The sequence below is a fragment of the Microcoleus sp. LEGE 07076 genome (genome assembly GCF_015207455.1).
Lineage (GTDB): Bacteria > Cyanobacteriota > Cyanobacteriia > Cyanobacteriales > Microcoleaceae > Microcoleus.
Genome location: NZ_JADEWV010000009.1, coordinates 37,787 through 58,412, shown reverse-complemented (window position 1 = coordinate 58,412; position 20,626 = coordinate 37,787). Strand labels below are relative to the sequence as shown.

The window sequence follows — 20,626 nt, the reverse complement described above, 5'->3', positions numbered from 1 at the left end:
ACCTTGCCTTGCTTGTCCAGGTACATATCGCGCGTTGCTCGTTTCGGAGCTCGTTCCCGAAAATCCAGCGCTTGCACAGTCCCCGTTTCCGCCCGTCGCAGCAGCAAAAAACCCCCGCCCCCGATACCCGCCGAAAAAGGTTCCACCACCGAAATCGCCAAAGCCATAGCAGCGGCCGCATCCACCGCATTGCCTCCCTGTTGCAGAACCCCAAGCCCCGCACCGCTCGCCAGGGGGTGAGCCGAAACAGCCATACCCTGCGCGCTGCGCTGTGGCTGCAACTTGGGCTGCAATTGCTGCTGGCAACCAAATAGCATGGCTGTTAGCAAACAAGTATAAATTCGCACTTGACACTTTAACTTTGAAAACATTTTTTATCAAATTCGGTATTTTTTATAATAGTAAAAAATCAATCACATCCTCCTCAAGGCATAGATTTATTTATTCAAATATAGCATTTCTCCAAAAGATGAGGTGCCCGCTCCGGGCATACCTCACACCTAACTCAGAACTGCTATAGCTAAGCCCCGTGCAACTTTTCAATACGGAGCTAAGTAGAAAGGCGTAAATGGGATGAGGCAGGAGTCAGGAGACAGAATGCAAGAGGGATGAGACTTTTAGTCTCATTTATCTTTGTTAACATAGTTGTGTTTTGGCCCACCGACTTACTTATGCAATTCGCGCCAAACAACGCATTAATCCAAACTATCCCCAATTCCCTACCCAAATTTGTCGTTTTCTCTTCCACCCAAGACCAGGAGTTTGATACAAAAAGTTAACTGGATGAATTTTGGATAAAAAGATTAACAACACTGTATAATTGTCTATCAACCCTGCGTTTAATTGTGCGTACACAATACCATCTGACAAAAACAGCATCCTATTTAGATATGTGCGTGCCTAAACGGGAGGCGGTGGAAAAAAACAGGAACGATGAAGCAATAACAGCAGTCAGACTGGGAACTTAACATCTCAAACAAAACCGGCGAAAACGCACTCATCTCCACTCGGTGAGTTGCAAATTCGGCAATTTGCAGCTTCTGCAGAAAACCCTTACTTTCTAAATATTTTCGGGCAGGGTTTGTTCATAAGTAGCGAAGACCATGCTTTGGCTAACAACTACCAAACCACAGCTAATTCAATTTATGAACAACAGCGAAAAAGTCAGTGTAATCATTCCTGCGTTCAATTCAGCCGACACACTGATCCAAACAGTTGCTTCCGCAGTCAACGGTACTCACAAGCATCTAGAAATCTTAATTGTTGATGACTGCTCTACTGACACTACTGCAAAAATTGGTGCTCAACTGGCAGAACAAGATTCGAGAATTAAATTTTTCCAAAATTCCGAAAATTACGGGGTTTCTAAGTCGAGAAATTTAATGATACATCGGGCAACGAGCAAGTATGTAGCGTTTCTAGACAGCGACGATACCTGGGAACCCAACAAGCTGGAAGTTTGCTTGAAAATGCTCGAAGACAATCCCGAAGTCAAAGCTGTGGCTCACGCTTTGCGGTATTTAGACAAGCGCGGCAAAAAGTTGAGCTATATTCCTACCTATCCTACAACTAAAGCAGAAATGCAGGCGATTAAGGAGACAGGCGAAAGTCCTTGGGTTTTCCCGTCTTCTGTTGTAGTCGATCGCTCTATTCTAGTCCAAGAAGGCGGCTTTGCAGAAGATTGGGAAGTAGGAGAAGATACAGAGTTATTTACCAAAATTGCTCAAAAATACGGCTTGCTAGCTACGACAGCACCTTTGGGAAATTATCGAATTAGAGGCAACTCTCTCACAGACAAACACTGGTTGAAAAAGCGGATAGCCGCTGATTGTGTCAAGGAAAACCAACTGCGGCGCTTGCGGGGAGAACAAGAGTTATCGCTCAACGAGTACGAACAAGTATTCTTGAAAAATTTGTCGCTTTTGAAAAGGCTTAACAAATTCCGACAAGTTTTGGCACTGCACTACATGAGAAAGGTGGGAGAAAGCTTATTAAATCGGGAGATTTTGCCGACTCTGATTTACGGTATCGGTACTGCTGTGCTTTCCCCCATCGCTGCTGCGAACAAATGGAAATGGATGAGGGATCGCGAGCAGTTGAGTCAGAAAACTGTAGAAGACATCGGTCATTCGGCAGAATTAAACCCCCAGCGACCGTCTGAAATCGACCGGAGTTCCTAGAGGATATTGTATTTGTATGCAGGTCGCAGTTGAGAAGTTAGCTGATCTCGATCGAGTCCCGTTGCAGCTTGTCGATCGAACTAAAGGAGACAGCCTTCAATCCCATACAGGGCGATCGTAGCAGCAGCCCACTGTGCTATTTGCTGCCAAAACAGTTACACTAAATAATTGCTTGAGTAAAAAGCAAAGTTTTTTGAAAGAAAAAACAGGTATCAAACCTCTTTTTTAGGCAGAAAGTAAAACCAAAAATTTAGAAAAAATTCTGTTTTATAGTTTTTACTTTTCCGAGGACGATCGCCTTTTTACTTTGAACTTGATGAAATTTATGGACTGGCAAGAAGTTTCTGGCAACTGGGTATTAATTCCCTCTAAACCGATCGCGATCGTACATTTTCTCGGCGGTGCATTTGTCGCAAGTGCGCCGCAACTAACCTATCGCTGGCTGTTAGAGGCTTTGGCGAATCAAGGATATGTTGTAGTAGCAACACCGTTTGTCAATACTTTGGATCATATTGCGATCGCCCGCGATGTCCTCAACAAATTTGAAAATGCGATCGATCGCCTGCGCGCCACTAAATTGCTCAAATCTTCCTATCTCCCCGTCTACGGGATGGGACACAGCATGGGATGCAAACTCCACCTCCTCATCGGTTCCGTGTTTGACGTCGAAAGAGCAGGCAATATTCTGATCTCTTTCAACAATTATGCAGCCTCCGAAGCCATCCCGATCGTCGAGCAAATTTCCCCCGTCTTTAAAGTAGAGTTTACCCCTTCCCCGCAAGACACCAATCGCCTCGTCCAAGATAGCTATCAAATCCGGCGCAATCTTTTAGTCAAATTTAACGGCGACAACATCGACCAAACCCTACTGTTGACCGATTTGCTCAAACCCAGATTTCGCGATATGATTACAGTTCAAACCCTGACGGGGAACCATCAAACGCCCTTGGGTCAAGATGTTAGCTGGCCTGTGGGTCAAATTTTTACTCCCTTCGACGCGATCGGACAATGGGTAAAACAAGAAGTGTATCGAGAATTAAATCAATTAAAACGGACAATTTTGCTGTGGCTAAACCCACTCTCTCGCGTTTAAAAGCTGCGGTTGTTCGTCAACCAGAAAGTTCCTCTGGTAATTGCAAAATATCATTTTCATCGTCCGTCTGCGAGAGCGGGGTATAATTTTTGACGATCGACAGACAGTTGCGTCCATCAGGCGTTCTGCTGTAACTGAGACTGTCTGAGATGTCTTTCATCAACTTTAGGCCCCACCCGCCCCCAGCTTCGCGAGCTTTTTTTTCCGACATATCTTTAATTTTTTGCTCTAAATCAAACGCAGCGCCCGAATCCCAAATATTGATCTCTAAACATTCAGTGCACACTGCCACCTCAATGTCAATCGGCAAATTCGCTGGTTTACCCTCGTGGGCATGACGCACCGCATTTGTAAAGCCCTCAGCCAAAGCCAACTGACAGCGTATCCACACACTTGTGGGAATTCGCGGGTCGTACAATTGTCCAAACCACGACAAAACTCTTTCTAAACCACTCAGACCAGTATTGACTTGAAGAGTCGCTTTCTTTAGGACTTGCAACTTTTTGGAACCTTTTAATTCAATCACGCTCTGCCACTGAAATTATAGTTCCATAAAATATAGGCAAATATTGTTTTGCCTCTACTTTACGTTTTTCATTTTTTGATCACAAGGCGGGCAACTGCTAGGGCCAACATCGCCCGTGCCAGTTATTCTACCAGCCGCGTCATTTTCCGGGTTCTCGATCGACCTTTTTGCTATGTTAAACCAGGCAAACTTAAATCCGAGTTAGATTATACTAGCTTTTGCTGCTAGAAAAATAAATATCAAATCGAGTAATTAGCTGTTTATGATACCAGAACTGCAGCCCGGATGTCAATTCGCGCCAGCAGTCCAAAAAAGTCCATAAAAGTTTATATTCTGAGTATAAACTGGGTGAGTTCGACTTCGCCAAAATTTGGCTCAAATTTAAAGGTAAATCGAACTCGATGGCTGGCAGGCAAAAGCATTTACCTGGAAAGCGAAGTTATTAGACTATACTCAATCTCAGACAATCGCGCTGACAGGATATATTTTTAATGACCCCCAGACCTTGAAAGACTTGTAGTACCTGAGTGCCCATGTTTCAAATTCTGGTTATTGACGATGATACTGCTGTTCAAGAACTGCTGAGGAGAACCCTCAAAAAACAGGGTTACGAAGTGACAGTAGCAAGTAATGGCGAAGACGGTGTAGCCCAGGCGCAAAAATTGCGTCCGGCCTTGATCATCTGCGATTGGATCATGCCGCGATTGACGGGTATAGATGTCTGCCGTCGAGTTAAGGCAGATCCGAATCTGTCAACTACACAATTCTTTTTGTTGACTTCTTTGGGTTCGATCTCCGATCGAGTCAAAGGGCTCGACGCAGGTGCCGACGATTTTATCTCCAAGCCGATCGAACTCAACGAGTTGCAGGCGAGAGTACGCGCCGGATTGCGGCTGCACCAACTCGGCCGAGACTTGAAAATTGCGATGCAAAACCTGGAAGCCGAGTTAGCCGAGGCAGCCGAGTACGTGCAATCGCTGCTGCCAGATCCGATGACGGAACCTGTCAGCATCGAAGCAAAATTCATTCCCTCCCGGCAGTTGGGGGGAGATTGCTTCGACTACAACTGGCTGGATGCCGATTATTTGGCGATTTACTTGCTCGACGTAGCCGGTCACGGTTTGCGGGCGGCGCTGCCTTCTGTCGCCGTGCTGAATTTGCTGCGATCGCGGGCGCTGCCCAACATTGACTACTACAAACCCAGCGACGTTTTGCGCGCCCTCAACACCACCTTCCAGATGAGCTACCAAAATGACAAGTATTTCACCATCTGGTACGGCGTTTACAACCGCATTTCTCGCCAGCTCCTGTACGCCAGCGCGGGTCATCCCCCGGCCGTGTTGATTTCGCAGTCGCCCGCGAGCCCTGCTAAAATCCAGCGATTAAAAACCCCCGGAATGCCGGTCGGGATGTTCCCCGACGCCCCATATGTCGATAATTGCTGCGATGTCGAGGATTTGAGCACTCTCTACATCTTTAGCGACGGGGTATACGAGATCCATCAACCTGACGGCAATATCTGGGGGCTTGACCCTTTCATCGACCTGCTAGCAGCTTACAACGATGCAAGTGCCGACCAGTTAGAGCAAGTTTTGAAATACACTCAAAAGTTGAACGCCAAAGCAGTTTTTGATGATGATTGGTCTTTACTCAAGGTAAACTTTGGCTAGCTGAGTTATGGCAGCACATCTGCGACCAAATAGCAAGAATACAGCAGCCACTGGATTTAGTTAGTTGAGAGAATTTTGCTATTAAAAGCATCGCGGGTGGAAAATATCTCGAAAACTCGATCCATGCTGGTGAGTTCAAATAAGATGCGGATTTGCTCGTTGATAGAACAGACAACTAATTGACTTCCAGCGGCCCGGACTGTTTTGAGCGCCAAGACTAAAGCGCCCAAACCAGAACTATCCATAAATGTCACATCTTGGAAGTCGATCAATACCACATCGGCTCCCGCTTCCACTAGGTCACTAATCTCTAGGCGGAATTGACTTGCCTTGGTGCCGTCTAAAATGCCAGAGGGCTGAATAATTTTAACTACAGGACTCATATTTTGCGGTGGGAATGTCAGAATTTGTAGCCAGACTAGGGTTAGTATAGCTGCGAGATGGACTCAGATCCAAATAACAGAGGAGGAAAGCGCCAGAACCCCGCAGCGCCCCAAGGGTTTTGAGTGCCAGAGATGGCGATCAGAATATCGGCGCACAGGGGGCGAGTTATTTTTGAACTGGAAAATTTTTGTTGTACCGAATGCCTTACGCGATCGACCGAACCAAGCTAACTTTGGCGCGGTAGAGGAGCTTCTCGCCTTGTATGTAGCCTGTGTAGCGGACTTTGACGGGTTCTCCGGGTTCGGCCGTTCCTTCGATGAGCTGGTGCTGTTGCGGGTTGTAGGGAAGCGAGGCTCCGACTGGGGCGATCGACTCTATTCCCCAATGCTCCAATAACTGCTCGACCGGCCGCAACAGCGGCAGCAGTTTCTGGGCCCGCAAGTTGTGATTTTCTTGAGCTTTGTTCGCAGCAGTCGGCCACTGCAACATCCAAGATTCTAAAATTTGCACGCTAGCGAGCTGAAATTCCTGGATCAAAGATGCTCGCTGCTGTTCGATCGTAGCTTGCAGGCGCTGATATTCTTGTTCTAGGGCACTCGGTGCGGCAGGTTCTAACTCTACAAAGTCCGGTGCCAAGGTGGCGAGCAGTTCATTTAAGGAAATTTCCAAAGCTTGACTAATTTTGAGCAGGATGTCGGCTCGGGTTTTCAAAGCTAAGCCGCGACGCAGCCGGCTGAGCTGAAGTTCGGGAACTCCTGCTTTTTGGCTGAGTTCTCGATCGCTCGAAAACCCGGCTTGCTGCATCAGGCGTTGCAGTTGAGGAGCACAATCAGGAATGTTAGCTGCCACGAAAAATTCATCCAAATTAATAAATGGACATATTCTCGATCGTAAACTGTCGCGAGTCTTAAGGACAATACATATTTGGGGCCTACTGGTAAAAGTGTCGGCCCCACAACGACAATTGGCTATTTTGCGGCAACTTTTTCCGGTGCGACTGCTGTTGCAGTTGTCGCAGAACCTTGCAAATGTGCTTCTAGGAACCACAAGCGCTTGTCAATTGTCCGCGAAATTTCAGTGTACAAGTCGGCAGTGTCAGCGTCGCCGTATTCCGCTGTGAGATCGATCGCCACTCGCAGGTGTTGGGCGTAGGCTGCATAGCGATCGGCCAAAGCAGTCACGTATTCTTTGCCGTCTACAATGTCGAAAGGAAATTCTGGCAGCGATCGAGTCGGAGGCGGCTGTGCGGGCTGTTCCTACAGCTAAACCGCCCAAAGCTGTGATTCGTTCAGCCACCGTATCCACATATTCTTCTAGTTCTCCGGCCATTTCGTCGAAGAGCAAGTGCAACTGATAGAAGTCCATGCCTTTGACGTTCCAGTGAGCTTGCTTGACTTGAGTTTTTAAGTCCAGAGTCGTAGCCAGCGTTGCATTGAGCAGCCCGACTACTTGAGTGCGGGTGGCCGCTGACATATCGATGCGCGTCGGGTAAAGATGTTGTTTGTGATTGTTGCCAGTCATAGATTTGTCCCTTGTTAGTAGTGATTGTCGATCGAATATCTGAGAAAGGTTTGGGCGATCGAACGAAAACCTGTCGTGATCTCAAATCCTCTCTTCATCGGAATAGTAAATTCACTGTTAACAGTCAACAGTCAACAGTTAACATCATGAGGAGTGCAACCGGAATTGATCTGAATTGCTGTTGAGAGGCTCAGGCCAAGTGCATCTGCAACACGGCACGCGGAGCTCGGCGGACTTTACAGCGGATAGTTTCTAAACCCAGACGCTGGCAAGCTTCATAGCGGTGGCAGCCGGAAAATCCGTAATACTGACCATCTACTTCTAGCACGTCGATGGGTTCGTTTAAACCTACCTCGCGGATCGATTCCATCAGGGCGGCTACTTTAGTTTGGTCGTTGACTCGCGGCAGCGGGCGGCGAATCTGGTTGAGGGGTATTTCTGCGATCCTCATGGCGGCTATCTTTTTGGTTTCTGCTTAAATCATACTCGTAATGACTTCGACTTGCCAAGCAAATGTTCGATATTTTCGTATTTTCGATCGCGCCGGGGCGATCGGGGAGGGATTGGAGAATCGCCGGTACTCAGAGAAAGCAGCAGAAGTTGGACGCATTCTAGAGGCTGAGAATGGTGTTTTTGCAGCGCGAGACGAGATTGAAAATTTCGGCACTGCACTACTTAATATTTTCGGAACCAACGGCTTCAGAAATTGAATTAAATCCTTTTTCGTCTAACTTTTGCAGCAACCCTTCCAAAATTCGGCGCACCATCATCGGGCCTTCGTAAACCCAGCCTGTGTAGACTTGAATTAAACTCGCGCCGGCTGCGATTTTTTCCCAAGCATCTTGCGCGGTGAATATGCCACCAACTCCAATTATTGGTAATTCGCCTTTTGTATATTGCCAGATGAATCGGATGACTTCTGTCGATCGCTCCCGCACTGGCATCCCGCTAATTCCGCCTGCTTCTTCGCTGATGGGTTTCCCGGTTTCTGGCAATATTTGGGTTTTCAATCCGTCGCGGCGGATTGTGGTATTTGTAGCGATAATTCCTGCTAGTTTGTAGGTTTTTGCTAAGTCGAGGATTGATGCGATATCCTCCATCTCCAAATCCGGCGCAATCTTGACTAAAATTGGCTTGATTCCCCGATTTTCTTGTTGCAAAATTTCCAAAATAGTGCTAAGTCCAGCAGCATCTTGGAGCGATCGCAATCCCGGCGTATTCGGAGATGAAACGTTGACTACAAAATAATCCCCCCAATCTTTGAGCAGCTTAAAACTCTCCCAATAATCGGCTGCTGCCTGCTCTAACGGTGTTACTTTAGATTTACCGAGATTGATGCCCGAGGGGAAGGGGGACTGAGGCACTGTACGCGAGGCATTGAATTTTGAATGTTGCTGCGCTGCCTGAAACCGGGCTGCCATAGCGGCGGCTCCTTGATTGTTAAATCCCATGCGGTTTAGGGCTGCGCTGTCGGCCCGCAAGCGAAACAATCGAGGTTGGGGGTTTCCTGGCTGCGCTTGGCTGGTGACTGTACCGAGTTCGGCAAAGCCAAAGCCAAAATTTGCCCAAATGTCGGCTGCTACGCCGTTTTTATCAAATCCGGCGGCCAAGCCGATGGGATTTTTGAAGCTCAGCCCCCACTTCGATTGTTCGAGGCGAGAATCTTGCACTCCCAAAGATTTTTGCAGTCGGGATAGCAGTTGGCTGGTTGCTGGGTTTGACTGGGTTCTGGCTGCGAGTTCGAGAATTTGGAGAGTGCGGTTGTGGAGCCACTCAGCGTCGGTTTTCAATAGGGAAAACAACAGGGGCTGCACGCCCGATCGATATATATCCAATGACTTGTCCTGGGGCAATTGATAACTGATAACGCTATCGATTTTAGATTAAATAATTGAAGAATGAGAGCTTGAATCCACAGATGTATCTGGGAGAGCGAACAAAAGTCTAAAATTTTGAGATTTTTACCCATCCTGTGGGAAAGCAAGTATCAGTTTTTGGGCTGGTTCAATAAAAATATTCAGAATGAGACTGGGAATCTGAGGTTTTTATTTCAATTTCTATCGGCTTGATTGAATGTTTTAAATTGAAGGAAGGGTGAGGCGATTATATTAGGAGTTGATTGTTTTTTAATTGGTAATTTGAACTTGGACAAAGGTGCGGGGAATCTGGGAAATGGGGCATCAGCAAAGACCGAAGGATTTAGACGAAGAAATCGCGGACCTGGATCGCGTTCTCCAAACTCTCCGAGAAGAGGAGAATGTTGAGGTGCTACTGGAAACTACGCTCGGTTACTTGCAAGCGGAATTTGACTGGCGGTTGATTTGGATCGGGTTGTACGATCGACAGGCTCACCGATTGCTCGGGAAAGGAGGCATGACTCCTAATGGGGATTTGTCTTTTCTCAAACAGCGGTTTGCCCTGAATCCGGGGGATTTGCTGGAACAAGTGGTGATTGAACTGCAGCCGGTGGATGTCCCGGATTTGCGATCGGAAAACAGAGCCGGAGAATGGCGCAAAGCAGCTCAAAATTTCAACGTTCAAGGCACGACTCTGTTTCCGCTGCGCTACAAAGACCGCTGCTACGGCGTGATTTTGCTCGGCACGGACGAGTGGGGAGCGTCGCCAAAGTCGGCTCCAAAAACGCAGTTGGCGATCGTCTTTGGAGCGCTGGCAACTGCTCTTTATCAAATAGAAAAAGATTGGCAGCTACAACAAGTAAAACGCCCGGATGAGTCTTTGTTGCTGCTGATTTCGCAGTTGCGGGAATTGCGCTCGATCGACCAATACTTGCAAGCGGTAGTCGAACAAGCCCATGAATTTATCGAGCCGACGCGGACTAATGTTTATTGGTTCGAGCCAGAGCGGCGCTATTTTTGGCGCCGAGTCAGCAACCGCCAAGTTGCTCCGGGTTTGGGGCCCAAGCGACCGGCTTCGGGGATCACTGTCCAAGACTTGGGCGAGTTTTATCAGGCCTTGACTGGGGAACAAATGGTTTGGATCGGTGAATCTCACAGTTCTCTGAAAACTGAGCTGACTGCGCGGTTGATGCAGCAAATCCGCGCTCGCTCTCTGTTGGCTGCGCCGATTGTTTCCGAAGGCGAATTGTTGGGATTTTTGGCAGTGGAAGCGACGGAGCCCCGGATTTGGTTGGACAATGAAAAACATTACCTGCGGGGAGCCGCTCAGTTAGTGGCTTTGATCGCTCCTCTGTCGGAGATGGAGGAAAAAATTCAGCAAACACAGCTCGATCGAGATTTAACCGCCGGCATTGCTCGCGCCATCTACAGCGATGCTGACTGGGAGGTGACTTTGAAAAATACCGCCGAACAGTTGTGCTCTCGGCTCAAATGCGAATACTTTTTGCTGCTTCTGTATGGCGAAGAACAAAATCGCTTTGAAATTGTCTGCCAAAATCTGCCCCGCAACCGCAGACCCGTACCCTCGCCACTCAACTCCCTCGATGCGGCTGACCTGCTGCTGCTGCAAGCGTGCGGGGAACCTCTGGCGATTGAAAATTGGGAGGAAGACAGACGGTTGGGCGCTTGGCGAGAAGTGCTGGCGGAGTCGGGGGTGCGATCGCTTTTGGCGTCGAACACTAAGGGGAAAAAGGCTAAGTCTGAAAACCGCAATCCCAAATCGCTAATCGAAAATCGAAAATCGATCGAGGGTTTGCTGGTTGTCGGGCACAGCGCAACTCGCACCTGGAAGGGGGCGGAGCGAGAATTGGTTCAGGTAGTCAGCCAACAGCTAGGATTAATCTTGCATTCGTGGCAGCAAAGTTCCCAAATCGACAAATATCAGCAATTCTGGCGATCGCTCGAATCGGGTTTAGCGGTTTTGCAGCATTCTGGGGAGGAGGAATCCCAACAGCAGAAATCTGCTTCGGCGATGATTTTCTCAGACTTGCGGCGGCCAAAGCTCGATCGTAACTTTGCTCGAGACGTTTCCCAGACAATTTCCTGTCCTTTAGTAGCCGTAATTACTTGGCATCCGGGCCAGGAGTTTGCTTCCATCGCCGCGGCAGTAGCTGCAAATCCCGTATTTGCGCTCAATCCCGAGGCGGTGATTCCCGTGCAAACAGACGCTTTGATCCAGCAAACCCTCGCGCGCGGAGGCGTGCTGCAACAAAACACGAGTCAACTGGCGCTGGCGACGAAGGGGTGGCTCCGCAGTCCGGGAATTGGCGAGATTCTGGCGGTGGCGCTGCAGACTGCCCCCGAACACGCTCCGGCTGGCATTGTGATTGTGGCGGACGTTAGCGGCCGCGAGTGGTCGGAGTTGTCCGTGAATTTACTGAGATCGATGGTGTCTCACTTGGCTTGGTGGCACAGGTATTTGGCGGTGCAATCGGCAGCCGAGTCGCAGCGGTTGGATCTGGAAATGCTCAACTGGTACAAGCAGCGCCGTTTCGAGGATTTTTACCGGATTGTGGGAGCGGGGGTGAAGGAGTTGGGGGAGTTGAGCCAGTCGATTTTGCAGTCGGCGAAGGAACAAAAGGATGCTCTGAAAACTTTGCGCTACCAACAGGTTTTGCGGCAAATTGGCAATGCTTTGGGGTCAGCTCATTTGATGCTGAAACACGAGCCGTGGCGGTTGCAATTCGGACAAGATGCGGTGTCTGTGAGCGGTTGGCTGAGGCGATCGCTCGATCGCGCGGCCCCGATGGTCAAACAGTCGGAAATCTTGCTGGAAGTTAACGCCCAGACTGCTGTGTCGCTGCCTGCTGGCAAGACTTTGAGCGTTCGCGCCGACAGCATCAAGCTGGATTTGATCCTGTGCGAATTGCTGGCGATGGCTTGCAGGCGCTCTTCTGTTGGGGACAAGATTGAGATTCGCACCGAGGTTTTGGGGGAAGATTTGCTAGAATTGTCTGTGATCGATAGCGGTCTCAAGTGCGATCGACAGTTAATTGCTGTCTTCAACGACAATTTTCACCCAGATATATTGGTGGTTTCGCCATATGTTTCGTCACATAGGTCGATCGTGCAAAATCTCTTAATTTGTCAGCGAGCAGTACACTTAATGGGGGGAAACTTTTCTCTAGAAATGTTAGAAAATAATTTAATTGTTGCTCGTTTAGTGCTACCCCTAGCCAAGTCTTAATATTCTGTTGACTAAACTTGAATTGCCTGAGTTTTAGATTAGCAAACCGCAGATGTTAGGCTGATTGACGCAGATGAACGCAGATAATTTCCTCAAGTGCGATGAATCCAATATTGTCTGCTTTTTAGGATGTTCGCGGCGCACCGATTGACTTTGTACTTGGCGACAAACTCCACCGGTGCTGGTTGGCACACTCTACAAAATACTATCCATCCCGACAGCAACATGAAAGTAAATTGTGTGGCTTCTGGCTAGGAACTTAAACCGAAGGATTAACGCTTGCCGCCGCCTCAGAACTCGGGAAAAACCTTTCAGAAATCCCAGCAGTTACAATATGAGAAAGCAATCCCATCGGCCCGGCAAACAAACACAAAGCCAAAGAATGAACCGTCCAAACTCCCGTGCGCTGTCCTTCCAAATAAATCCACCGCCCCACAAACAAATCCATCACTAAAAAATGAATCCATCCTGTAGCCGCCGCCGTTTCTTCCCCCAGAAATTTAGCAATATCTGCCAGCTTGGGATTGGACAAAGCCGCCGCATTTTCCGCAGTCAGGCTGCTACCAAACAAATATATGTACAAGAGTGCGAGGATCGCAAACGGAATTAAGGAATTCATCACTTTTCGGGTAATTCCCCAGTTTGGCAATAAAATCATAATTGCCCAGAAAGGCAAAACAAACAGATTGCCTGCATTGAAAATTAGTTCTGGTGTCATAATTTGGTGTTTTTTTCGGCGAAATGCGATACAATCAAGGCTGTTTAGATTACTTTACACAATTTTTGCTAAAAATTATCAAAATCTGCAAAAAATTTAATTCCAAAATTAAAAATAGTTGCTATACTGATCCCAAATCTAAGACTTATGTCATGTGCGATATATTAACCGCAGTACGAACCTTAGAAAACTATGTTTTGAAGGTACTGATGCGTTCAGGAATGATATTTAAAATCCGAAATCTCAAATTCCATGACAACAACTTATAATAATTTCCTAGATTGGTGTTCGCACAAAGACAATCTATCCCCCGGCGCTAAACATACCGTAGAAATACTGTTGCAAATATCCGATACTACTGAGTGCGATCGAGCTAACGAACTGCTTTCTAGTATAACAGAACTTAACCTCAAAGAAGTTCAACTTACTGAACTCGGCCCTCTCTCATCTTTCACTCAACTTACCAGTCTCATCCTCGACAGCAATCAAATATCTGACATCACTCCCCTGCAATCTTTAACCAAGCTGAAAACTCTGGTGATGGATGTCAATCAAATATCAGATATCAGCCCGCTTTCATCTCTCACAAATCTGACGAGACTGGTTCTCGACAGCAATCAAATATCTGACATCACTCCCTTAGCTGCTCTAACTAATCTTACCGAACTTGTCTTGTTTGACAACCAAATTCATGACATCAGTCCATTGAAATCTTTAAATAACTTAAGGGCGCTGATTCTCTACAAAAATCAAATTTCGGATCTCGCTCCTGTAGCGAATTTAACTGAAATTCAGATTCTCTATCTTTACAAAAACAAAATATCAGATATCGGCGCGCTGGCTTCCTTGAAAAATCTCAACGCGCTGTTTTTATTTGAAAACAAGATATCTGATTTAACTCCGCTGAAAACCTTGACTAACTTAAAAAAACTGGTTTTATTTGAAAACAAGATATCCGATATTAGTCCTTTGGCTGGTTTAACTAATTTAGTGGAACTAAACCTCGGCAACAATCAAATCTCGGACATCACTCCGCTGCAATCCTTAACTAACTTGACTCAGCTTTATTTGTTTAACAATCCGATTTCCGATAGCAGGGCGCTGCAAGCTTTGAATAACTTATTTGTGCTCGATTTGTACAACAATCAAATCTCTGATATCACTCCGCTGCAATCTTTGCAAAAGTTGACAGCGCTGGACTTGCGCGGGAATCCGATTGTGAATAAGATTTGCCCTGTTAATCCCGAATCAATCTGCAGGTTTTAATTCTGAAGACGGTGGCGAACTTGCGGTTTGTATGATAAGCTATTCAAGGTCAGTATCAGGAGAAAGTGATGAGCGGACACGATGCTTTGATGTTAGGATTGCTGCTGTTGCCGGGTTTGGCTTTGTCGATCGCAATTATGGGCACTTTTGCGGCTGGTGGATAATCGAACCTGTTGCCGCTAATTTACAGAAATTGTGCAGTTACATCGGAATTTACCAAGGTATTGGCGCACAAAATACCCGATGCTGCGACGGCGGGAACCCCAATTCCCGGCATGGTGCTGTCTCCCACCCGATATAAGCCTTTGACTGGGGTTTGCGGCCCGGGGAATGTGGCTTTTCCGGCCGCGATTGCAGGCCCGTAGGTTCCTTGATACCGGTGCAGATATCGGGCGTGGGTTAGCGGTGTGCCGATCGACTCTAAGACTGTTCGCGATCGCAAATCCGGTATAATTCTTTCTAAAGCTTTAAACAGAGATTGCGATCGCTCTCGTTTTTTTTCCTGATAACCGTCGCCGTACTCCCAACCTGCGTAAGGTTCCAATGTATAAGCGTGAATAGCGTGATGTCCGGGCGGCGCGAGATTAGCATCCCACACTGTAGGAATTGAAATCATGCAGGTATTTCCGGGTACTGTAATGTCAATTTTGCTGTCGTGAACGACGACGTGGTGGCCGGTCAAACCTTCGATTCCTTCGGCTTTAATTCCTAGATGCAGGTGCATAAAACTGTGTATTGCTGGCACCGACAAAGCGGTTTTTCGGTAGCTTTCGGGCAAATCTTCGGGCCGCAGCAATTTTGTGCAAGTATCCCAAACGGTGGCATTTGAAATAACAATTGGGGCGCGGACAATTTCGCCATTTTGCAAGCGAACGCCCGTGGTTTTGCCGGATTCAACTAATATTTGCTCGACGGGAGTTCCCAATCGCAACTTCCCTCCCCAGCGCTGCAAGCCTCGAACCAAAGCATCGACGATCGCACCGCTGCCTCCTACAGGATATTCGATCGCCACTCGCGATCGTTCGCCAATCATAAAAGCAATTTCCGGGGCGACAGTTTCGTGGGCTTTCAACCCCGACAGCAAAAAGCATTCCAAATCGATCAAACGCCGCACCCAAGGATCGCGCACGTCTCTATCCATTAATGTACCAGCCGAACTGCCGATCGCCCCTAATGACGGTAACAGCTTCAGCAAAGCAGGCGAGTACCGAGACAGCAACACAGGTATCAACTGCCAGTCCGATCTCAGCGCTAAAGCCGGAATTGGGCGCAAAGCTTCATACAAAACTAATAAATTCTTTTGAAATTGCTGCAATTCTATAGCACCTTGCGGTGCGAATTTAGCTACAGCATCTAAGTAATTTTTTGCATCAGCATAAACCGATAAACTTCCCTCAGGAAAATGGTAATGCCCCAGCGGATCGTAGGAAATGGCTGCGATCGATTCGTCTAACATATTCAAGACTTGTCGCAAAGGATTCAGGGACTGTCGATCGGTCAAACCGCAATAAAAAGAAGGCCCCGAATCAAAGTGAAATCCCCGGCGCGAAAAACTGTGAGCCGCCCCGCCCGCTATGGTGTGGCTCTCGCAGACGAGTACCCGCTTGCCGTAGCGAGCTAGCATTGAGCCGGCAACTAAGCCGCCAATACCGCTACCAATTACGATCGCATCAAAGTCTGGCATCGATCAAATGTGATATAATTTTATTATTTCTTGCTCACCCGCAAGAAACGAGAACAAGCCCCCGACAATCCTCGTGAATCATCGCACAATTTGAAACCCAAGTTGGGGTTCCCAGATTCAAAGCTGCAAGTCAATCTAAAATCTAACATCCACTGACTCTTGACCCGCCCAAAAACGGAAGCCCCCGACAATCGTCGCGGAAATACTAAAATTTTAGACTAAAATTGGGGTTCCCAGATTCAAAGGTGCAAGTCAATCTAAAATCTAACATCTAAATCTAAAATCGACTAACAGGGTATTTTTTGGGGAGGAAAACTATGCAAGCTTTATCTATTTTAGATGAAGTTGTTCGCGAATTAGAACAAGACATCAATCTCTCGCGCATAAAAAAAATCATGTTTTTTGCTTGCAAAGAGTGTTGGGAAAACGATCCGACCCAACTCGCCAGCGCCGATGTCAGGAGTTTAATAGAAGAACTCTGCGCTAAATATAACAGGTTAGAAGATATTGAAGCAGTTTTAAGCAGTCTAATTGCCAAGGTTAATAAAAAAACCGAGTACGCTTTAATGGCAGATCAAATCGTCTGCCAACTGAGCAGACTTTACGAATACCAAGATTTCACAAAATTAGAAACAAACATATCGAATTTTGGCGGTTATGAAGCACCTGCATTTGACGAGCACTTCAGTTCCCAACTGCCACCCGATGAGTCGAACCAAAGAAACCCGGGAAATTTATTTGATGTCAGACAAAAAATTTTACAGCAAACAAATCCGCTGAGGGCGAAAATCCTCATTTTTTCTACTCTTTATCACCAGTTTACTTTTAGCGAGCGCGACTGGCTGCTGCTGAAAACCCAAGAACTTGACAATCTGCTGCGACAACTGTTTAATGTGTGCGGCAGCCTAGCCGAACTCGAATCTCAGTTGTACAGAACTGCCGGCAGTCTCGACAACACAGACGAATGCGACCAAGCCGCTAGCGTGATTATTAAAGCGATGAATTCTTGTTACGCAAAATTGCCGCAGGAAGAACAAGACAAAACCGAAGATTCGGCTAGCGAAGATGACGATCGAACCCATTTAAACAACAGTTTTTATGAAGAGAATGAGCCTGTTGAGAGGCGCATCGATTATTTTGAAGCGGGCGACATTACTCACATCATTCAAGCTGCTCCAACTCACTATCATTATGACCCCGATCAGAGTTGCTTAGTGCCGGATACGGCAGAAAATCTCAAGTTCAAACAACCCGAAACCAGCAGCAATAATTCTGGTGCCAATTTCCGAGAGGAATTGGTTCAAAAATTACCAGTTTCTGAAACGCCCACACTTATAGAAAGTTACGATCGCGCAGATCCGGTTACTATAAATATTAGCGATTCCATCAAACGCAAGTTGGGATTGGAAGAAGAAATGAAAGGGTTAGTCACTGAAAGTGCTAACTTAGCAACGGCGCAAATAGAAAAAATATTCAGCGACTTAGAAGCTGCTTTGAACGGAAAGTTTTCGACAGAAAGTGCAGAGGAGCGTTTGTACTGGAAATATAAAAACCTCAAAGATTATGTAGGAAAAGTTCAAGAATTCACAGAGAAATTAATGGAAATCTTGAGGGAAGTGGAGTTAAAAGAAAGCGGGGTTTCTGCTTCTGAAACCTCGGAGAATATGGTCGAGAATATTTCAGCAACAGAGCAGCCAAATTCTAGCCAAAAGCCAAATCAGTATCAGCTTGTGGAAATGGCAAAACAAGGCAAACCAAAGGCGATCGCCCTATTGATAAATCAATTGCTACAGCCTAGGGGAATTACTGCTACAGCGGGATTTAAAGACGGTTGGCTGCACGTTATTCTGGAGTCCGCCGAAGTACCAAACCAAGAGACCACAGCTACATACATTTACAAAAAACTGTGTACTTTAAAATCAAAATCTCTGACTCACGTGAAAATTCACGGGCGGCAGTTAAGTAACAAAACAGTCGCTTGGACTCAAGAATTTATGAATTAAACTGATAAAATGCCCAGATGTCTGGGGCTGCACAAACTAAGTAATCAAAGCAAGAACTGAAATTCAAGAAATTTTCAAATAGCATATTTTACCAAAAGTTCCACAAAAAAATATGAATGCCAGCGAAATTTTAAGGCGATATACATCAGGAGAACTAGATTTTCAAGGTATGAATCTTAGAGGCGTCTACCTGAGCGGTGCGGATTTAATAGGTGTCAATTTAACCAGTGCTGACCTCTGGGGCGCAAACTTCACGATGTCGTATCTGAGCAGAATTAACCTTCAGCACGCAAATTTAACTAATGCCAAGTTGTGCGGTGCTAACTTAAATCAGGCCAACTTGAGCGGAGCAAATTTGTCCGATGCAGACTTCCACGGAGCGACTTTGCAAAGTGCAGACTTTCGCAATGCCAACATCTCTTTGGCAGTTTTTATCGATGCAAATTTGAGCGATGCAGATATGCGAGGCGTCAATTTGCAAGCTGCTGACTTGCGCGGCGCTTGCTTGCGCGGCGCAAATTTGCGGAAGGAGCAGCGAATTTTTGAGGGTGCAAATTTGCGCGGTGCAAATTTGCAAGGTACAGATTTGCGGGGAGTCAATTTGCTAGGTGCAGATTTGACTAAAGCTAATCTCAGTCAAGCAAATTTGACTGAAGCGTCTCTGCGGGAAGCTAATCTAACTCAGGCGAATTTGAGCGAAGCTATTTTAAATGGCACATTTTTGACTGAAGCAACTTTGGTAGAAACTAATTTTTCTTGGGCTGTCATGACAAATGCTAGGTTGGAAAGAGCTGTGTTAGTGGATGCTGAATTGGCTGGCGCTAATTTGCAAGGTGCATTTCTTCCTGATACAAAGTTCAGCAATGCTAATTTAGTTATGGCTGACTTGAGTCGAGCTAATTTGGTGAGGGCTGATTTAAGTCGAGCTAATTTTAATCAAGCAAATTTGACTGAAGCGGATTTGACTGATGCTTACCTGGCTAAAACAGATTTCCGGGAGGCAATTTTGCACCGCACAAATTTGATTAGGGCTGATTTGAGCACTGCTAATTTAGCTGGAGCTCAATTGCGCGGTACAATCATGCCGAGTGGAGAAATGCACGGATAGTAATTGGGAATTGGTAATGGGGAATCGGTCAGTTAGTCGTCTTCTTTCAGGATGAATCTGATTGATTTTTCAAAGTTTTGGCTCTGCTGAAATTTGGGCTATAAGTTAATCTAATGTCTGGTAATGGGTAATGGTAATGAGTTCGGAATCGATCGCCAATTACCAATTACCTTTTTCCGCATTACCCCGTAGCCAAATATACATTTTTCCCCAAATATCCGAAAGAGGCTCATTTCCAGCACAAATCAGGGAAAGCCAATTTTTATAGAATGAACCAAATTTTTTAGGGTAAGTATTATTTAAATTAACAAAAGTACGGCTGCTGTTGCTAGCAGTAACAGAATTCCGGCTGCACCTGCTAGGGGTTTTGCTGCTATTCCTGTAATCCATTCTGGTACCCTAGAAGTAGGTTTAATTGCGCCTTCTGTATCTACAGTAGTTATACCCCAAATCCAAGCTGCGTGAATGCCGATCGCCAATCCTAAACTGCCATTGTCGGCGATGCGGGCTAAGGTTAAAACCATGCCCATCAGCCACAATCCGGGCAGTTGCGGTAGAGTTTCTTTGGCTGCCCAAATGAGGTGGGCGATCGCAAAAATGAAACTGGCGATCGCACCTGCTATTAATATTGAGTAATCTTGCTGGAGGATTGTTTGCAAGCAACCGCGAAAGATTAACTCTTCTGTGGCGCTAATCCACAGTCCTAATAACAGAGTCAGCAGACTAGCAGGATTAAAAATTAAAGCCCAAAAATTAATTGTTTTTTCGCCTGTTTCGGTGGAAATCTCTCCTTTTTTTAGATCGATCCAGCCTGCGGTTAATTGCAAGCCGAATAAAATTACTAAGCTGACTATTCCTATTCCCAATCCCCGCAGTAATGACATCAAAACTGCGGGTTGCCAATCCCAACCCCAGTTAACAAAAGATGTGTCTTCAATCCACATTGTTGCCCATAAAATGAAGGGAACAATTAGGTAGAGGGAAGCGAGTAAAGGCAGTTTTTTGTTTTCCAGGGGTTGGGGCGGATGCCATTTGAGGGATCTCGCCAGCACGATCGCTGCGGGAAGCCACACAACAATCCAAGTTGAGAAAAATAAGATTATTTTGACAATTGCTGGTATTGACGGCGACAGGAGTCGCAGGTTAGTTATACTATTCCACATTTAAGGGGTTGCAACTATAATAATGTTGATTGTTGATTGTTGACTGTTGATTGTTGACTGTTGACTGTTTTTAGTGGTCAGTGGTTATTTGTTAATTCTTAGTTGTTCGTTCTAATTGCCAACTGCCAATTGCCAATTGACTACCGATCGAACTTGCAATGTTGATTGTTGATTGTTGACTGTTGACTGTTGACTGTTAACTGTTTT

At 46.4% G+C, this 20,626-nt stretch carries 19 protein-coding genes; 8 read left to right on the top strand and 11 right to left on the bottom strand.

Annotated features, from left to right (window positions below; translation table 11 throughout):
• Positions 1–371, bottom strand: a 371-nt coding sequence (locus IQ270_RS02900; RefSeq protein ID WP_193971759.1) for a gamma-glutamyltransferase, incomplete at its 3' end; no start/stop codon positions are given.
• A 774-nt stretch (positions 372–1,145) separates the two neighbouring features.
• On the opposite strand from IQ270_RS02900, the gene IQ270_RS02895 reads away from it, so the two are divergent.
• Complete coding sequence (locus tag IQ270_RS02895; protein ID WP_228056027.1) at positions 1,146–2,180, top strand: glycosyltransferase family 2 protein; 1,035 nt, start codon at positions 1,146–1,148, stop codon at positions 2,178–2,180.
• A 325-nt stretch (positions 2,181–2,505) separates the two neighbouring features.
• A complete protein-coding gene (locus tag IQ270_RS02890) occupies positions 2,506–3,273 on the top strand; it encodes a DUF1350 family protein (RefSeq protein WP_193971763.1) in 768 nt (255 codons plus the stop codon).
• A gap of 16 nt (positions 3,274–3,289) precedes the next feature.
• Here the strand turns inward: IQ270_RS02890 and IQ270_RS02885 are convergent, their stop codons facing one another.
• Positions 3,290–3,799, bottom strand: coding sequence for an ATP-binding protein (locus IQ270_RS02885; protein WP_193971758.1), 510 nt, complete (start codon positions 3,797–3,799; stop codon positions 3,290–3,292).
• A gap of 533 nt (positions 3,800–4,332) precedes the next feature.
• On the opposite strand from IQ270_RS02885, the gene IQ270_RS02880 reads away from it, so the two are divergent.
• Positions 4,333–5,469, top strand: coding sequence for a PP2C family protein-serine/threonine phosphatase (locus tag IQ270_RS02880; protein ID WP_193971757.1), 1,137 nt, complete (start codon positions 4,333–4,335; stop codon positions 5,467–5,469).
• Positions 5,470–5,525: 56 nt separating this feature from the next.
• Here IQ270_RS02880 and IQ270_RS02875 read toward each other — a convergent pair whose 3' ends face one another.
• From IQ270_RS02875 to IQ270_RS02860, 5 genes are all read right to left on the bottom strand, one after another.
• The gene (locus tag IQ270_RS02875; RefSeq protein ID WP_193971756.1) at positions 5,526–5,852 is read right to left on the bottom strand and encodes an STAS domain-containing protein; all 327 of its coding nucleotides are present in this window, start codon (positions 5,850–5,852) and stop codon (positions 5,526–5,528) included.
• Positions 5,853–6,057: 205 nt separating this feature from the next.
• Positions 6,058–6,657, bottom strand: coding sequence for a helix-turn-helix domain-containing protein (locus IQ270_RS02870; protein ID WP_193971762.1), 600 nt, complete (start codon positions 6,655–6,657; stop codon positions 6,058–6,060).
• Positions 6,658–6,821: 164 nt separating this feature from the next.
• A complete protein-coding gene (locus tag IQ270_RS31765) occupies positions 6,822–7,034 on the bottom strand; it encodes a ferritin-like domain-containing protein (RefSeq protein ID WP_339384234.1) in 213 nt (70 codons plus the stop codon).
• Positions 6,949–7,374, bottom strand: a complete 426-nt coding sequence (gene dps / locus IQ270_RS02865) for a DNA starvation/stationary phase protection protein Dps (RefSeq protein WP_255532357.1) — start codon at positions 7,372–7,374, stop codon at positions 6,949–6,951. Before dps ends, IQ270_RS31765 begins: the two co-directional genes overlap by 86 nt.
• Positions 7,375–7,564: 190 nt before the next feature.
• Positions 7,565–7,825, bottom strand: a complete 261-nt coding sequence (locus IQ270_RS02860; protein WP_193971755.1) for a ParB N-terminal domain-containing protein — start codon at positions 7,823–7,825, stop codon at positions 7,565–7,567.
• 40 nt (positions 7,826–7,865) lie between these two features.
• Between IQ270_RS02860 and IQ270_RS02855 the strand changes: the two genes are divergently transcribed.
• On the top strand, positions 7,866–8,084 hold the full coding sequence (locus IQ270_RS02855; RefSeq protein ID WP_193971754.1) for a hypothetical protein: 219 nt from the start codon (positions 7,866–7,868) through the stop codon (positions 8,082–8,084).
• Here the strand turns inward: IQ270_RS02855 and IQ270_RS02850 are convergent.
• Positions 8,046–9,209: a quinone-dependent dihydroorotate dehydrogenase gene (locus IQ270_RS02850; RefSeq protein ID WP_193971753.1), complete on the bottom strand. Its 1,164-nt coding sequence runs from the start codon at positions 9,207–9,209 to the stop codon at positions 8,046–8,048. The two genes, IQ270_RS02855 and IQ270_RS02850, sit on opposite strands and share 39 nt — an antisense overlap.
• A 337-nt stretch (positions 9,210–9,546) precedes the next feature.
• Here IQ270_RS02850 and IQ270_RS02845 point away from each other — a divergent pair, with 337 nt between their 5' ends.
• Positions 9,547–12,477, top strand: coding sequence for a GAF domain-containing protein (locus IQ270_RS02845; RefSeq protein WP_193971752.1), 2,931 nt, complete (start codon positions 9,547–9,549; stop codon positions 12,475–12,477).
• A gap of 259 nt (positions 12,478–12,736) precedes the next feature.
• Here the strand turns inward: IQ270_RS02845 and IQ270_RS02840 are convergent, their stop codons facing one another.
• Positions 12,737–13,195, bottom strand: a complete 459-nt coding sequence (locus IQ270_RS02840; RefSeq protein WP_193971751.1) for an ABA4-like family protein — start codon at positions 13,193–13,195, stop codon at positions 12,737–12,739.
• Positions 13,196–13,447: 252 nt separating this feature from the next.
• Between IQ270_RS02840 and IQ270_RS02835 the strand changes: the two genes are divergently transcribed.
• Positions 13,448–14,461 carry a leucine-rich repeat domain-containing protein gene (locus tag IQ270_RS02835; RefSeq protein WP_193971750.1) on the top strand — a complete coding sequence of 338 codons (1,014 nt, stop codon included), beginning with the start codon at positions 13,448–13,450 and terminating at the stop codon, positions 14,459–14,461.
• 184 nt (positions 14,462–14,645) lie between these two features.
• Here IQ270_RS02835 and IQ270_RS02830 read toward each other — a convergent pair whose 3' ends face one another.
• Positions 14,646–16,145 (bottom strand): NAD(P)/FAD-dependent oxidoreductase, encoded by a 1,500-nt coding sequence (locus IQ270_RS02830; protein ID WP_193971749.1) that lies wholly within the window; start codon positions 16,143–16,145, stop codon positions 14,646–14,648.
• A 317-nt stretch (positions 16,146–16,462) separates the two neighbouring features.
• Here IQ270_RS02830 and IQ270_RS02825 point away from each other — a divergent pair, with 317 nt between their 5' ends.
• Positions 16,463–18,148, top strand: coding sequence for a hypothetical protein (locus tag IQ270_RS02825; protein ID WP_193971748.1), 1,686 nt, complete (start codon positions 16,463–16,465; stop codon positions 18,146–18,148).
• A 112-nt stretch (positions 18,149–18,260) separates the two neighbouring features.
• Positions 18,261–19,256: a pentapeptide repeat-containing protein gene (locus IQ270_RS02820; protein ID WP_193971747.1), complete on the top strand. Its 996-nt coding sequence runs from the start codon at positions 18,261–18,263 to the stop codon at positions 19,254–19,256.
• Between the two features lie 299 nt (positions 19,257–19,555).
• On the opposite strand, the gene IQ270_RS02815 is transcribed toward IQ270_RS02820, so the two are convergent.
• Positions 19,556–20,419, bottom strand: coding sequence for a CPBP family intramembrane glutamic endopeptidase (locus IQ270_RS02815; protein ID WP_193971746.1), 864 nt, complete (start codon positions 20,417–20,419; stop codon positions 19,556–19,558).
• Positions 20,420–20,626: the final 207 nt, after the last annotated feature.